Origin of the sequence: Proteus vulgaris, from assembly GCF_023100685.1 — a bacterium.
Classification (GTDB): Bacteria; Pseudomonadota; Gammaproteobacteria; order Enterobacterales; family Enterobacteriaceae; genus Proteus.
Map to the genome: position 1 here is coordinate 2,526,736 of NZ_CP090064.1, position 15,981 is coordinate 2,542,716.

The window sequence follows — 15,981 nt, forward strand, 5'->3', positions numbered from 1 at the left end:
TTTTAAAACAGAAGGTTTATTTATGCACTGGTTTGCTGACTATTGGTGGGTTATTTTAATTCTTTTGGTGGGAATTATTATTAACGCAATTAAAGATATGAACAAAATCGATCCTAAACAATTTCTTAAAAATAAGCGGAAATTACCTCCACACCGTGATTTTAATGATAAATGGGATGATGAAGATGATTGGCCTAAACAAAATCAAAACAAGAAGGATGAGAACAAGTAGCTAACCACTGTTGATAATGCGATGTTAATTGAGGATCTCTTTCAGCCATTAATTTTGCGCATTGTTCTCTTAGTTGCTTAGCTAAGACTTTTTTTCCTGATAAAGAAAACTCAGCTACACACTGTTCAACTGTTTTATTTTCTACAAAAAAAGCCACCAATAACGGGTAGTGTTGCTCATAACCTACCAAAAAGTTGGCAACACTCTCATAAACGGTGAGCTCCGGACGATGAGCAAATGCGAAACCTGCCATCATTAACCAAGTATCTTGTGGTGTAGCAATATGATGGGGTAGCAATTTCATTGATAAACAGATGCCTGTTTGCTGTTTTATCTTCTGATATTGCAAAGCAAAAGCGCTTAAAGACGAGCGTAATAACTGCTCACCTTTTTCTGTTAGTGGATAAATCGCCATTGCGGCATAACATCCACTACTTGCCTCTTTATGTACCCCTAATCGTACTATTTGAAAGCCACATTGCATCCAAAACTGCGCTAAAACTTCAGTGTAACCAAAGCTCACTGAAAGGTAATCAATAGCCTGTTTTTGGCTCTCTTTTACAATATTAGTTATTAAAGTTGCGGCAATTTTCTGACGTCGATATTGAGGCAAAACGGCAATTCGACTAATACGCAATGAGGTTAAACACACCGCATCTGGCGTTAAACCATAGGTGACTAATGATTGTGCAAGTAGATTACCTCTAGGCCTACGAGTACCCAGCCATACCTCATAAGCAAGTTTGAAAGGTAACCCCCCTTCTTCAATACACCACACGGCACCTACAATTTTTTTATTGATTATCGCTGACCAATAACGCTGTTTTTGGCCATCAAGTAAACGCCGTAGATCCAATGGTGTTGTTCGATAATGCGCACTAGTAAGAAGTTGATAAAATCCATGTAATTGTGGAATATTATTATGCCAATTTCCTTGAAGCTGCTGGATATCGACTTCACCTTGTTGCTGGCGTTCAAAATCATATTCAGGTTCATCAAGCAATAACAACTGATTAAGCCAATTTTCTAATGGACAATCTTTAGCCCAACGGATTGGTGTTTGTAATTGATAGATGCGTAAATTGGGAATGTTGTCTCCTAATTTAAGCATAAAACCGCGCCCTGTTCCCTCATAACCTTGTACTGTGGTTGTCATTAACACATTAGGAAAATAACCACACAGCACTTCTAATTGTGCAATTGGTAGAGAAGCAGCTTCATCAATGATCAACCAATCACTTTGAATTGCATTATTTTTGCACAGAGCTAATAAATTATCAGGAGAGTAAAATGAAATGACTTTGTTGGTATGGGAAGATAAAACATCAGTGCTATTTTTAGCTGGTGCACAAACTATCACATTACCTTGACATTGCTCGATAAACATACCAGCAAGCGCAGATTTCCCACGTCCTCTTGGTGCAATAACACTCCAAACACCAGATGTCGATATAAGCAAATTATCTAAAATCACTTGCTGCTCTGTGGTTGGTTCACCTTGTGGAAGCACCCAAGGTTTAGTTTTTTCTATCATTGTAGGCAATTTCAATAATGTTGATTGTTGCCACACAATCACTTGACCACCACCCAACGTGATATCTTTTAACCATCCCATAAAATTTGGTGTTGAAAGTATACCTTGAGCATCATTCCAGCGCTGACTATCGTTATCTATGTAGCGATCCCAATTATCAATATCGGGTAAGCACAGGATCAATAAACTACCAGCTTTTAATGTGCCCGTTAACATCGCTAAAGCATCGGTATTAAATCCCTCATTAGCATCAAAAACAGCATGTAGAAACTCTCGTCCTAGCAAACGAATAGCGTGCGCTGGTAAAATAGCATTAGGTTTACTGGAGGAAATCGTTATCCAATCACCTTCGCATAACTGGGTAATTTGCAGGATCTGTTCTGCTTGCCATGTTGGATCGCCCGCTAATAGCAGTAATTGACGCTGCCCAAATCGCGCTAACTTTTGTTGGTATTGATGCAAATGGGAGAATGACACTACTAGGATTTACCAATTAATAACGAAAGAATACCAGCTGCAATTAATGGCCCAACTGGAACACCTCGGAAAAGCGCTACTCCAATCACCGTTCCCACTAATAAGCCAGCAACTGTTGAAGGCTGGTTATTCATTAAAGAAACACCTCTAGCACCTAACCAAGAAACAGCAATACCAATAGCAATCGCTAATAGTGATTTCCAATTTAAGAATGAATTAAGAACTTCTTGTCCTGATATACGCCCCGTTGCAATAGGTGTCATTACGCCAATGGTAAGAATTAAGATACCTATGGTCATGCCATATTTTTCAACAACAGGAAAATATTGATTTAATGGTGTAATTTTAATAACTAACAAAGCCAGCATAGCTAACGTTACAGTCATATTATGACTAATAATACCGAGCCCTGCGAGGACCAGTAAAATTAATAATGAGGGATCAACATTACTCATGTTTGTTCCTAACCCTTTCTCTTTATAGTGTTAATTGTCTTTTATTTACCAAAGAATGGTATTAGTTCAAAGACGAAGAAGCAAATGTATCGCAAGATTTGATACTACCGCTGTTATAACCACGCATAAACCAAGTTTTTCGCTGTTCTGCGGTGCCATGTGTAAAGCTATCAGGAACTGCATAACCTTGCTGTTGTTGCTGTAATTTATCATCACCAATAGCTTGCGCTGTTTTAATTGCCGTTAATACATCACTTTCATCAATACGGCCTTCACCTGCAATAAAATGCCCCCACATTCCCGCAAAGCAGTCAGCTTGTAGCTCTAATTTTACAGATAAACGATTTGCTTCTGCTTTTGAGCGAGCCATTTGTTGTTTTTCACGCATTTGAGTTGTAATGCCTAATAAATGCTGAACATGATGACCAACTTCATGAGAAATAACATAACCTTGGGCAAATTCGCCACCACCACCTAAGCTATTTTTCATTTCATTATAAAAAGAGAGATCAAGATAGATTTTTCGATCAGCGGGACAATAAAATGGCCCCATTATTTTTGTACCAGTTCCACATTGTGTTGTTGTGCTATTGGTATATAGCACGAGTTTAGGATCACTATATTGTTTTCCTGCTTGTGCAAAAATTGTCCGCCAGAAATCTTCAGTACTGGCTAAAATAACACTACTAAAATCGGCAGCTTCATTATAAAGTGCGGTTTGTTGCTCATTACGTTGTGGGGCTTGATTGTTGCCCCCCGTTAACGTGTTAAAATCAAATCCCATAAAGCTGGCGATAACTAAAACAATAATTATTACAAAACCATATTTAGTACGCAGTAAAAGTGCAATTAATCCTAATGGGAGATTGCCACCACCAGATGCAGAGGAAGGTTGTCCCCTTCGGTCTTCTACATTATTACTTCTTCGGCGATCATTCCAACGCATAACTTATCCCCACTGGTTTAATAGGCTAATTTATCTTTATTATGAGTAAATTTATCACTTGATTTGAGATAATAACAAAAAATTGCCATCTCTATTCCCTATTTTTTAAGAGCAAGGTAATAGAGACTATTAGAGAAAATAACTCAACACACTCTAGTCATTTCATAATAGAATTCTTATTCCTAATCATCGTATTTTTTGTTAACACATTGAGATCTTAATGACTCGGACCCAACGCTTACTCACTTTATTACAAATTTTAAAAGAAAACCGTTATCCGATAACTGCTGAAGCGCTCGCTGATAAATTACACATAAGTGTACGGTCGATTTATCGTGATATTGAATCTCTACGTGATCAAGGTGCTGAAATTACGGGTGAAGCGGGTATGGGTTATCAATTAAAATCAGGATTATTACTTCCTCCATTAACCTTTGATATTAATGAATTGGAGGCCCTTATCTTAGGGTTACGTTGGGTTGAAAATAATACAGATAACGAATTAAGCTACTCGGCATTACGTGCAATTAATAAAATTAATGCCGTGGTCACAACACAGCATCAAACATTACTGGAAAAAAACACGTTATTTGTTCCTACAAACCGAATTATTGAAGTTAACCACACTATTGCTAAAGATTTACGTTTAAGTTTGCGTGAAGAGAAAAAAGCGAAGATTGATTATAAAGACGCTCAAAAACAATTAAGTCATCGTATTATTTGGCCGATTGCGATTGGCTACTTTCAAGACTCACAAGTCATTGCTGCATGGTGTGAATTGCGTCAAAGCTATCGCCATTTTAGACTTGATAGAATTATTTCTTATGATGTATTAAGTGATAATTTACCTTATCCAAAAAGTTATTTGCTCGATAGATGGAAAAAAGAGATCCTCAAAGACACTCCTGACAATAATTGACACTCAACTTCCGTAATATCTTCCTTACTGTTCATAGTTTAGCTATTTCAGTTTAAATAACATCATATTAATCAACACAGTAAGGAAACATCATGAGTGAACTTATTCTTTATACTAATACAATGTCTCGCGGTAACACAGTTGAGCTTTTCTTAAAAATATTAGATGTGCCTTATCAGCGTGTTGAATTAGAATATGGCGAACCAATGCGTACCCCTGAATATCTTGCCATTAATCCAATGGCAAAAGTTCCTGCATTAGTTGATGGCGAAATCGTCGTTACTGAGTCTGCAGCTATTTGTGCTTATTTAGCGGATAAGTTTATTGAGAAAGGATTTGTACCTGCACTAAATTCCCCCGAACGTGCAGCTTATTATCGTTGGTTCTTTTTTACCGCAGGACCCATTGAAGCGGCATTTACAGTCAAAGATCTCGGTATAGAGTTGAATGAAGAACAACAAAAATCCTCTGGTTTTGGTTCATTTGAACGAGCCTTTCATTGTTTAGAAACGGGGCTAGCTAGTGCTAATCCTTATATTTGTGGCAAAAATCTGACTGCCGTTGATGTGTATGTAGGTTATTTCCTTATATTTTTGTGCAAGTATGCACTTATCCAGCCTACACCACTGATTAACCAATATATTGATAGCCTTGCACTTAATAATGAAATTAAACAATTATTAGAAAGCTTAGGATTACGATAAATTTTCTTATTATTAAACGTAATTCAATTAAGCTATCACCATAGTTGCTTAGTAGCATTGCTATATTTGTTTAATATATTTCATTTAAAATGCTTCTATTAAGACAAAAGGTCAGTTTTTAAGCTGACCTTTTCTAATTACATCTTGTTTAACTTGACGTAATCGTTTGCGTATTTAGTCTAAAGAAACACCGATTCGACGTGCAACTTCTTCGTATGCTTCAATTAATCCGCCTAAGCTTTGACGGAAACGATCTTTATCCATTTTATCTAAGGTATTTTTATCCCATAGACGGCTACCATCAGGAGAGAATTCATCACCTAATACAACTTTGCCGTGAAATAGACCAAATTCGAGTTTAAAATCGACTAAAATAAGCCCTGCTTTATCAAACAATTCACTAAGGACATCGTTTGCTTTATAGCTAAGACGTTTCATTTCTGCGAGGTTTTCTTTAGATACCCAATTAAAGGTTTCACAATAAGATTCATTCACCATAGGATCATGACGTGCATCATCTTTTAAGAATAAATCAAAAATAGGTGGGTTTAAAAGCATACCTTCTTCAACGCCTAAACGTTTAACTAATGAGCCAGCCGCACGATTGCGGATAACACATTCAACAGGCACCATATCGAGTTTTTTGACTAGCACTTCATTATCAGAAAGCAAACGTTCCATCTGCGTTGGGATACCCGCTTCTTCCAGTTTATTCATAATGAAATGGTTAAATTTATTATTTACCATGCCTTTACGATCAAACTGTTCAATACGTTGGCCATCTAACGCTGATGTATCATTTCTGAATTCAAGGATAAGAAAATCAGAAGATTCAGTGGCATAGACTGTCTTGGCCTTTCCACGATACAACTCAGCTTTTTTCTGCATCTGACACACTCCAAAGATGTGATAGGTTTAACAAGAAATTTGCTTCCCATACTCTACTCTAGATTAGATAAAAAAGCTTTTAAAACGTGAGAACTATCACTAAAAAATCTTGAAGATAACGTACTGATAACAACACTGTTTATAGACAATAAAAGCAAATTATTAGCTTTAGCATTAAAAGTAACAATAATTAACCACTAAAAATAATAAAAAGAATTTCTATAATAAAGTATAGAATATAGATAATATAAAAAATCAAAATAAGAATATTTTTAGTTTATACCACTGTATCATCTCCTTTTTAGAGTTATATTATTTTTAATAATTGATTGATTCATTTTTCATTACACCTATTTTTAGTTATTGTGAATAAAAAAACCAAACTAATTTCTTTTTTATTAGAAACTAATTTGGTTATATCTCTTATTACTAAATTGCAATAAGCTATTTTTATTCATTTATCTTTGTATTTTTCAAATATTCCTACGAATACAAATGGCATAAAAATTTTATTACATAATAAAGCAATAAATTTCATAAGCAAACCAACCCAATAAGGCACCTGCTGGCAAATCAATTAAATAGTGTTGTTTAGTAAACATACAAGATAAAGCAATAAATAATGGGAATAAGAAAACCCAAGGCCCTAGTGTTGCATAAGCAAGACAAGCCGTAAGTGTTGCAACTGAAACGTGCATACTAGGGAAGCAGTTTGATGAGTCATCAAAGTGTTGAACAAACTTAAGAAATTTTTCTGATGCCGTTTTTCCTGGATTAATGGTTCGCCAATGTGCAGGGGTTGCAACAGGAAATACTACAAAGAAAAACATTTGCATGACCAACAGAACTATATAACTAAAAACAATCATAATAAATTGTCTTGAGTCTTGAATAATCCAGTTAAGATATAGAATTGCTGGATAATATAAGAAACTATAAATCCATGACCACCAAGGCCAGAAAGGAATTTTTTCATCAACAGGTGAATTAATTACTTTCACTTCTCTCAATGTATATCGTTGAGTAAAAAAATAGAATTGATAAACACCTACAATAAGTATCCCACTTAATATCAAGTGAATAATCATATCACCCGCACTCATAAATACTCCTTCATATAGTCAGAGAATGCTTTGTTATTTTTATTAAGAATAAGAATTGATGCAATATTACATAGATTTAAGATCATTGCATTAAGATTAATATTATTAATAACATCAAATTTAACATTATCATTAAAAGAGCATTCAATTTATGACAGATTTAATAGTGAATCTCTATTTAAATCTCTAGAAATAAAAATAAGAATAGATAACTTTTACCTATTAAAGACATAAAAAAACCGCACAATATCAATTGTGCGGTTTCTCTTTATTTTATAAAGCGGAATACTTATTTCACAGGTTTACTGAAAGCGGCTTTCAATGCTGCAACCATTTGATCATTCTGTGATTGTGTTAATGGCTTACCTTTATCACTAATAAATTGTAGGCTACTACGGTTATTTAAATCACCTACTTGTAATTTATAATCCGCTTCTTCTACAGTTGGTCTATCAACACCTAACGAGCTCCAATTTGCGCTACTCATTCCTTTATAGGTCACTTCAACTGAACCTTTAGAACGTGTGCGGTCGCCCATTTTCATTCCCACGCTTTCTAATGCGATTGGCAATCTATCCCAAACAACATCGAATGGCGCACGTACAATAATCACTGGAAGCCCTGCATTATCACTGCCACTCTGGACATCAATAATACCCTGAAGATTACTTGTAGCTGTATTTTCGCTTAAATTACGCATACGGTTTAAACCATCAACCAGTTCATTAAGCATTAAAATATTATAACGTTTCACTTCAGCTGGATCAGTAACATCTGTTTCGCCTTGGCGTAAACCTTCGTTAGTCACGGTTAATGAAATTACATTACCCGCTTGAGCTATTACTAAACGTTGACGTGTTTGGAAAGGCACGTTTTCATCTGCACGTAACCATGTTATCCAATCAGTATGAATTTCTTTTTGCCCTGCATCACTTTTTACAATAGCAACGCCTTTATCCTTTAAGATAGCCGTTACTTGCTCATATAGTGTTGTATTTTCAGGTGTGCTAGGTAAGAACAGTTTGCTGTTATCTGCATTATTTTCACTACGTGAACCACTTAATAAGTTCAGAGCTTGAGTCGGTGGACGAATATCAAGCGCTAAGCCTACTGGCTCAGTTTTTTTAGGGGTTGGAATATCATATTCCCCATTTTGCAAAGGCAACACCATACCCGCCGGAATAGCTAAATTCTTTAGCCCTGCCGTCTCTAAATAAGACTCATCACCACTGACCTGACGTTTATAGCGCTGATCACTTGAACAGGCTGCCAGTAAAACCACCAGCGACAGACCCGCGACTTTCATAATCTTTGATTTATGCAATAGTGTTGCCATTAAAATTCCCTAAGTTTTACAGTATTCCCGCTGTTAACAGCGCTTTCTCGACAATTTGCTGACCTGATGATGTCAACGGAGTCATAGGTAAGCGCAATGTGGCGTCTTCAATCAATCCAATACGTTGACACGCCCATTTAGCTGGGATTGGATTAGGTTCAACAAATAACTGATGATGCAAGTCCATCAGACGTCGATTAAGTTCACGTGCTTTTGCAAACTCACCCGCATTTGCTAATCGACATAATTCTACCATCTCTGACGCAGCAACGTTAGCAGTAACCGAAATAACACCGTGACCACCAAGTTGCATAAAGTCTAATGATGATGCGTCATCTCCACTTAATAAGATAAAACTATCATCATTAACCAACTCTTGGATTTGACTAACCCTACTTAAGTTCCCTGTCGCCTCTTTAATTGCCACAATATTATCCAACTTGGCTAAACGTGCAACTGTTACTGGCAATAAATCGCATCCAGTACGTCCTGGCACATTATACAGGATTTGTGGTAGTGCAGTGCTTTCAGAAATCGCTTTAAAATGCTGATACAAGCCTTCTTGTGAAGGTTTATTATAATATGGCGTCACACTTAAACAACCCACAATACCTTTGTTTTCAAATTGTTGTGTAAACCAAACGGCTTCAGATGTTGCATTGGCACCCGTACCTGCAATCACAGGAATACGCCCATCTGCCATATCTAATGTCATTAAAACGACATCAACATGCTCGTCATGACTTAATGTTGCAGACTCTCCTGTTGTACCGACAGAAACAATGGCAGCACTGCCTGCATTAACATGATAGTCAACTAATTTACGTAAACTAACCCGGTCAACATTGCCTTTTGCGTCCATTGGTGTAACCAATGCCACCATACTGCCTGTAAAATTAAATTCGTTATTCACCATAATCATTGCTCCGAGATAGACGTATACTCAATGGTACTCATTCATTGCTCTATTGAAAACTACTTAACTCTAGGTTTCTAATGAAATTTGCTAATATTCTTTGATATGAATTAAAGAGATATAATAATTGAAGATAGTGAGCAAGGGATCTTGGCAGAAATCAAAATTTGTGTTTACCTGTTAAGAATAAACTGAAAGTCAAAAGGAACCTCATTTTGCCCATACCTGATAAACATTTTCTCGTCATTACTGCATTAGGCGCTGACCGCCCAGGTATTGTTGATACCATTACACAATTAGTCAGCCAATGTGGATGTAATATCGAGGACAGCCGACTTGCGATGTTTGGTCAAGAGTTTACGTTTATCATGCTACTCTCAGGTGGCTGGAACGCTATCGCACAGTTAGAAGCGTTGTTGCCGATTAAAAGTGCGGAACTTGATTTATTGACCGTCATGAAAAGAACTAAAAATGGGGCTCCCATTACCTATCCTTCTACCATTGCAGCGAAGGTTGATATTGAAGATGCACCCGGTATTGTAGAACGCTTTACTAATTTGTTTAGCCAGCATAATTTTAATCTTGCTGAATTAATTTCTAAAACCCACCTGTCAGAAGATGGCACTCCTGCCCGTTTAGAGATACAAATCACGGCGCATAATCCATTAGATGATCACGGTCTTGTTATTAATGAGAAATTCAATCAGTTATGTACAGAGCTAAATGCTCAAGGCACAATAAGTATCGTAAATAGTCTGATGATGAAACAGTAAAAAATGGAGAATGACCAAATGAACCCATTAAAAGCCGGTGAAAAGGCGCCTCAATTCAGTCTGCCCGACCAAGATGGAGAAACAATTAATTTATCTGATTTCGCTGGCCAACGTGTGCTCGTTTACTTTTACCCTAAAGCAATGACACCGGGTTGTACAACTCAAGCTTGTGGCTTACGTGATGAAATGGATGCATTAAAGAAAGCCAAAGTTGAAGTGCTAGGTATCAGCACAGATAAATCAGAAAAACTTTTCCGTTTCGCTGAAAAAGAGATGTTAAATTTCACGTTGCTTTCAGATGAAGATCATAAAGTTGCAGAAGAATTTGGTATTTGGGGAGAAAAGCAATTTATGGGAAAAACTTACGATGGTATTCATCGTACTTCTTTCTTAATTGATAAAAACGGCGTTATTGAACATGTTTTTGATAGCTTTAAAACAACTAATCACCATCAAATCGTTCTCGAATATCTCGCTCAGCATCCATAATAAATGGTTAAAATGATAAGATAACAGACAGTTTACACTGTCTGTTTTTTATTTGTTTTTTGTTAATACATTCAAGGCGATACTTAGCTTTTCTTTATATGTTGCTCATTCGCAATTTCATCGGGTAATGCATGCAATACTGCTTTTATCAATGTTGCTAATGGTATAGCAAAGAAAACGCCCCAAAATCCCCACATTCCACCGAATATAATCACTGACAATATAATGACTAAAGGGTGCATATTGACGGCTTCAGAATACAAAATTGGCACTAATAAATTGCTATCTAATCCTTGAACAACAAGATAAGCGATGAATAACGCCCAAAAATCAGATCCTAATCCCCATTGAGAAAGCGCAATAACAATCACAGGGATCGTCGCTAAAACAGCACCAACATAAGGCACTAAAACAGAGACACCGACAATAACAGCAAGCAGTACGGAATAACGTAGATCGAAGAAGGCAAAAACAAAATAAGTAAAAATGCCAACAATAACCATTTCTGTCACTTTGCCGCGAATATAGTTGGTTATTTGCTGATTAACTTCAATCCAAACTTGCGCTGCCAGTATTCTATTTTTTGGTAAAACACGACGCACAGCATTAAGCATTTGTTGCTTATCTTTAAGCAAAAAGAACGTCATTAAAGGAACAAGAATAAGATAAATAGAAAGTGTGATAACACCGATTAATGAAGCTAAAGACACCTTTAAGACAGATTCCGCAACTGTTGAGAACTTACTACGTAAGTTTTCTGCCATCATATCAACAATACCCGCATCCATTAATGCAGGGAAACGATCAGGCAATTCATGTGCAAATGCATTGAACTTATTGATCATATTTGGGATATCTGAAATTAGAGTCATCCCTTGTTGCCAAACCGTTGGTGCTAAAATCAAAATAACGATGGCACTAATACCGATAAAAAGTGTCAGAATTATCGATACGGCCCAAATTCGGGCACATCCTAATTTCTCAAGTAAATGAGTTGGCCACTCTAAAAGATAGGCAAGTACAATTGCCACTAACAAAGGAGCGAGTATGCCACTGAAGAAGTACAGAATTGAAAAGCCTGCAATTAAGATAACCACAAGGGCGATAACTTGTGGATCAGCAAATCGGCGTTTGTACCATTGAACAAGCAAGTCCAGCATGAAAATAAAGATCCTTTATAATAATCAGAACAATAGAGCTATATGTATTCATTCATATAAGCAATAATCTTTTGACAGATTTTACGTTAGGTTTTGCTATCATACATCATTAATTATTAATTTTTCGTTAAGATAGCCATCAGGATACAGTTGTATGAAACTCAGACTTAAAAAACCATTAGTCGCGCTTCTTGTTTCTGCGCTGCTATCAACATCAGTAGTACCAGCACATGCTGCGATTGATATTGAAGATTCTTTACCTGATATGGGAACCACTGCAGGTTCAACGCTAAGTATTAATCAAGAAATCGCTATGGGTGAGTACTATACTCGCCAACTGCGAAATAGTGCACCATTAGTTTTTGACCCCTTACTTTCTAACTACATTAATAATTTAGGGCAGAAACTCGTTTCTAATGCCAACTCAGTAAAAACCCCTTTTCACTTTTATTTAGTTAATAACCCCAATATTAACGCCTTTGCTTATTTTGGGGGAAACATTGTTTTACATTCCGCACTCTTTCGCTATAGCCGAACTGAAAGTGAATTAGCCTCTGTTATGGCTCACGAAATCACGCATGTTACTCAACGTCATTTAGCACGAATGCTAGAAGATCAGGCAAAAACAACCCCTCTTGCACTTGCTGGCGTATTAGGTTCTATTTTGATATTTATGGCCAATCCCAACGCTGGGCTTGCAACCTTTACGGGGAGTATGGCGGGGATGCAGCAGAATATGATCACGTTTACACAAATGAACGAGCAAGAGGCAGATCGTATTGGAATTCAAACACTCTATCGAGCTGGATTTGATCCCAAAGGGATGCCTGATTTTATGCAAATTCTTGCAGACCAAGTTCGCTATAGTTCTAAACCGCCTGAAATGTTATTAACGCACCCCTTACCGGATAGCCGATTATCCGATGCAAGAAGCCGAGCTAGCCAATATCCTGCGCGCCAACTTCCTCAGTCAGCAGATTTTCTGTTTGCTAAAATGCGTGTATTAACCATGCTAAATAAAAATCCCACCGCGGATAATGCATTTCAAACAACGCTTGATCAGTTTAAGCAAGGTACTACGCTTGAAAAATTAGCGGCTAACTATGCACAAATACTCATTTACTCTCGTGATCGTAAATTTGATGACGCAAGAAAATTACTCACTCCAATGTTAGAAAAAGAGCCTAATAATATTTGGCTTATTGATGCAATGACAGATATCGATTTAGAACAAAATCGGGCAAGTGATGCTGTCGCAAGATTGCAATTGGCATTAAAGCAGAACCCTAATAACAACGTTATTATTGCTAACTTGGCTAATTCTTATATACATAATAAACAATATAACGAAGCTAATCGTCTGCTTTATCGTTATACCTTTGATAATCCAAATGATCCTATTGGCTGGCAATTAATGGCAGAAAACTCAGCTAAACAAGGTGATAGAGCTCATGAATTAGCGGCTTATGCGGAAGATTTAGCACTCCGAGGTGACTTTGAAACAGCGATCCGTTATTTAGGTGATGCAAGCAGACAAGTTAAACTGGGCAGTAACGACCAAGCACGCTTTGATGCACGTATTGACCAGTTAAGAAAAATACAGCAAAGAGACAGTCAATTTAAATAAGGGACAACATGACCAAGAAAGTGACGATTTATCATAATCCACGCTGTTCAAAAAGCCGTGAAACCTTACATTTATTAGAAGAAATGCAAGTAACCCCTGAGATTAATCTCTACTTAGACACAGCGCCTTCAGTAACAGAAATTAAAACACTTCTTAAAGCGCTAGGGTTTGATGATGCAAGAAAATTAATGCGTACAAAAGAAGAGATCTATAAAACACTCAAACTTGCTGACGAAACATCGCAAGATGCATTAATTCAAGCAATGCATGAAAATCCTAAACTTATTGAGCGCCCTATTGTGATTGTTGGGAATAAAGCCCGTTTAGGTCGCCCACCAGAGCAAGTGAAAGAGTTATTTAGCTAAGAGCTAGAATTTATAGCTAAGTTCCGAAAATTAAAGCCTATACTTTGCGATGTGTGAAATAGGCTTTATTTTTTGTTTTATCATTAATCCGCAACCGTTTACTCTCTTTTCCCCATTTAGGCATAAATTACCAAATGTTATTAAATTGTAATCACAGCAATTAATAAAGTGTTCTTTATTTCCTCAACAGAAAAAAATCAATCTCTTTTTGCCTTCAAAAAAATTCATCTCAGTTTCATATTTTTTATGGCTAATAAATCGTCATTTTTTGGAAAGTCTATCAAGATCACACTATCCCACTATAGGTCACCTTAAAAAGAAAAAAATAATCATGTGTTTCATTTATATTGTGACTCAAGTCTCTTTACACAAATGCGTTCCTACATATCATGGGCATCAGAAAATATGATAGCAGAGTTGATAAACACTAAATTCTCGCCACTCTATTTTTCCATTATCATCCAAGAAAGAAATTAACAAAAAAAATACATTTTAAATAATACTGCAATACAGCAATAAACTTTCAATTTGTTATTTACTCTATCTCTTCTTTAGTTGTTAATTTTTAATTTGATGACAATTAATCGGTGTGAAATGAAGTTATAGATGTATATGAAATAAACAACGTTATAGCCAACATTATGGGCAATTAAAACTAACCAATCATCATTATGGTGTCGGGTGATTGCTAGGCTAATAGGAAAACAGATGAATATCGTACTTAGATTAAAACTTGTCTCATTCCTCCAGTTCTTTATATGGGGATCTTGGCTAGTAACATTTGCCTCGTACCTCTTTGGAGAACTGCATTTTAAAGGTAGTGATGTTGGGCTTATTTTCAGTGCTCTTGGGCTTGCCTCACTTATCGCACCTGTCATTATGGGATTTATTGCAGATAAAATAAACAACCGCAAATTAGTATTTATTACCCTGCATATTTTTTCCGCATTAGCATTAGTGTTAATGTCGCAAATGACGACTGTTACTACATTATTTTTTGCTACCCTGCTGCATTTATTATTCTTTATGCCAAGTATTTCAATGGCAAACAGCATCATCTTTGAACTGTTAGAGCAAAAACATTTAGAACCTAACAACTACTTTCCAAAGATCCGTGTTTACGGCACAGTCGGTTTTATCGCGGCCATGTGGGTTATTAGCTTCTTAGGTTTAGGTAATAGCTATCATCAACTCTTTGTGGCTGCGATTGCGTCTATTATTCTCGCTGTTTTTGCCATGTTCTTACCTGCAACAAAAACTGTTGATAAAAATGAAGCTAAAACAGAAGAAGTGGCATTTAGTCTTTCTAATATTTTGCAAGTTTTCAAAAAGAAAAACGTGGTTGTTTTCTTATTCTTCGCAACACTGTTAGGATCTGTTCTGCAAATTACGAATACTTTTGGTGTACCATTCCTGCAAGATATTGCAGCATTACCAAACGCTGATGATTCATTCTTTGCACGTTATCCTTCTGTATTCTTATCTATTTCGCAAATTTCAGAAGTTGTCTTTATTTTATTCCTACCTCTGTTACTAAAACGTGTAAGAATCGAAACTATTGTTTTATTTAGTATGATTGCTTGGATTTTACGTTTCGGTTTCTTTGCTTACGGCGACTACACATCATTGGGACAAATCGTCTTATTATTATCAATGATTGTGTATGGCTGTGCTTTCGACTTCTTTAATATTTCAGGTTCACTGTTCTTAGAAAAAGAGATCCCATTACAATATCGTTCCACTGCACAAGGTATGTTTATGACCTTAGTGAACGGTTTTGGTACTTATTTAGGTGCAATGTTAAGTGGCTGGGTCATTGACTTATATACCACAAATGGTGCTGTTGACTGGAAATCATTCTGGTTAATTTTCACAGGCTACACAGTTGCAATTACTGCACTTTATCTGATTTTCTTACTGGTACCTCAGAAGAAAACTAAAGTAGTAGAAGCACACTAATTATTTAACCCTCCTCCTTTATTGTTTGTATTTCTCACCGCTTGCCTTTTATAAAGACAAGCGGTTTTTTTATAGTTTTTAATACAAAAAAACACCAT

Annotated in this window: 16 protein-coding genes; 8 read left to right on the forward strand and 8 right to left on the reverse strand. The window is 36.4% G+C overall.

Translation table 11 applies throughout. The annotated features are described in order from the left end of the window. The first annotated feature begins 22 nt into the window (after positions 1 to 22). Positions 23 to 232 carry a YpfN family protein gene (locus tag LW139_RS12290; RefSeq protein WP_036936107.1) on the forward strand — a complete coding sequence of 70 codons (210 nt, stop codon included), beginning with the start codon at positions 23 to 25 and terminating at the stop codon, positions 230 to 232. On the opposite strand, the gene LW139_RS12295 is transcribed toward LW139_RS12290, so the two are convergent. From LW139_RS12295 to ypfJ, 3 genes are all read right to left on the reverse strand, one after another. Further along, positions 195 to 2,243 (reverse strand): tRNA(Met) cytidine acetyltransferase TmcA, encoded by a 2,049-nt coding sequence (locus LW139_RS12295; RefSeq protein ID WP_247850015.1) that lies wholly within the window; start codon positions 2,241 to 2,243, stop codon positions 195 to 197. The two genes, LW139_RS12290 and LW139_RS12295, sit on opposite strands and share 38 nt — an antisense overlap. 2 nt (positions 2,244 to 2,245) lie before the next feature. Further along, positions 2,246 to 2,698: a DUF441 domain-containing protein gene (locus tag LW139_RS12300; protein ID WP_006533030.1), complete on the reverse strand. Its 453-nt coding sequence runs from the start codon at positions 2,696 to 2,698 to the stop codon at positions 2,246 to 2,248. A 61-nt stretch (positions 2,699 to 2,759) separates the two neighbouring features. Continuing rightward, positions 2,760 to 3,644: a KPN_02809 family neutral zinc metallopeptidase gene (gene ypfJ / locus LW139_RS12305; RefSeq protein WP_109407714.1), complete on the reverse strand. Its 885-nt coding sequence runs from the start codon at positions 3,642 to 3,644 to the stop codon at positions 2,760 to 2,762. Positions 3,645 to 3,864: 220 nt separating this feature from the next. Here ypfJ and LW139_RS12310 point away from each other — a divergent pair, with 220 nt between their 5' ends. Beyond that, positions 3,865 to 4,563, forward strand: a complete 699-nt coding sequence (locus LW139_RS12310) for a helix-turn-helix transcriptional regulator (protein WP_109407715.1) — start codon at positions 3,865 to 3,867, stop codon at positions 4,561 to 4,563. A 92-nt stretch (positions 4,564 to 4,655) separates the two neighbouring features. After that, positions 4,656 to 5,267 carry a glutathione S-transferase family protein gene (locus LW139_RS12315; RefSeq protein WP_247850016.1) on the forward strand — a complete coding sequence of 204 codons (612 nt, stop codon included), beginning with the start codon at positions 4,656 to 4,658 and terminating at the stop codon, positions 5,265 to 5,267. A 174-nt stretch (positions 5,268 to 5,441) separates the two neighbouring features. On the opposite strand, the gene purC is transcribed toward LW139_RS12315, so the two are convergent. The 4 genes from purC to dapA all read right to left on the reverse strand — a co-directional run bounded on the left by purC (position 5,442) and on the right by dapA (position 9,510). Continuing rightward, positions 5,442 to 6,155 carry a phosphoribosylaminoimidazolesuccinocarboxamide synthase gene (gene purC / locus LW139_RS12320; protein WP_247850017.1) on the reverse strand — a complete coding sequence of 238 codons (714 nt, stop codon included), beginning with the start codon at positions 6,153 to 6,155 and terminating at the stop codon, positions 5,442 to 5,444. 512 nt (positions 6,156 to 6,667) lie between these two features. Next, positions 6,668 to 7,258: a phosphatase PAP2 family protein gene (locus LW139_RS12325; RefSeq protein ID WP_072068419.1), complete on the reverse strand. Its 591-nt coding sequence runs from the start codon at positions 7,256 to 7,258 to the stop codon at positions 6,668 to 6,670. A 289-nt stretch (positions 7,259 to 7,547) separates the two neighbouring features. Then, positions 7,548 to 8,594 carry an outer membrane protein assembly factor BamC gene (bamC, locus tag LW139_RS12330; protein ID WP_072068420.1) on the reverse strand — a complete coding sequence of 349 codons (1,047 nt, stop codon included), beginning with the start codon at positions 8,592 to 8,594 and terminating at the stop codon, positions 7,548 to 7,550. Between the two features lie 16 nt (positions 8,595 to 8,610). Further along, complete coding sequence (gene dapA, locus LW139_RS12335) at positions 8,611 to 9,510, reverse strand: 4-hydroxy-tetrahydrodipicolinate synthase (protein ID WP_072068421.1); 900 nt, start codon at positions 9,508 to 9,510, stop codon at positions 8,611 to 8,613. A 215-nt stretch (positions 9,511 to 9,725) separates the two neighbouring features. On the opposite strand from dapA, the gene LW139_RS12340 reads away from it, so the two are divergent. Then, on the forward strand, positions 9,726 to 10,283 hold the full coding sequence (locus LW139_RS12340; protein WP_166540557.1) for a glycine cleavage system transcriptional repressor: 558 nt from the start codon (positions 9,726 to 9,728) through the stop codon (positions 10,281 to 10,283). Between the two features lie 18 nt (positions 10,284 to 10,301). Continuing rightward, the gene (bcp, locus tag LW139_RS12345; protein WP_166540558.1) at positions 10,302 to 10,772 is read left to right on the forward strand and encodes a thioredoxin-dependent thiol peroxidase; all 471 of its coding nucleotides are present in this window, start codon (positions 10,302 to 10,304) and stop codon (positions 10,770 to 10,772) included. Positions 10,773 to 10,855: 83 nt separating this feature from the next. Here bcp and LW139_RS12350 read toward each other — a convergent pair whose 3' ends face one another. After that, entirely contained in the window at positions 10,856 to 11,932 is a 1,077-nt protein-coding gene (locus LW139_RS12350) for an AI-2E family transporter (RefSeq protein WP_166540559.1), read from the reverse strand. Positions 11,933 to 12,086: 154 nt separating this feature from the next. On the opposite strand from LW139_RS12350, the gene LW139_RS12355 reads away from it, so the two are divergent. From LW139_RS12355 to LW139_RS12365, 3 genes are all read left to right on the forward strand, one after another. Further along, positions 12,087 to 13,559 (forward strand): tetratricopeptide repeat protein, encoded by a 1,473-nt coding sequence (locus LW139_RS12355; protein ID WP_109407719.1) that lies wholly within the window; start codon positions 12,087 to 12,089, stop codon positions 13,557 to 13,559. An 8-nt stretch (positions 13,560 to 13,567) separates the two neighbouring features. Then, positions 13,568 to 13,924, forward strand: a complete 357-nt coding sequence (arsC, locus tag LW139_RS12360; RefSeq protein ID WP_166540560.1) for an arsenate reductase (glutaredoxin) — start codon at positions 13,568 to 13,570, stop codon at positions 13,922 to 13,924. 708 nt (positions 13,925 to 14,632) lie between these two features. Next, a complete protein-coding gene (locus LW139_RS12365) occupies positions 14,633 to 15,883 on the forward strand; it encodes an MFS transporter (RefSeq protein WP_166540561.1) in 1,251 nt (416 codons plus the stop codon). Positions 15,884 to 15,981: the final 98 nt, after the last annotated feature.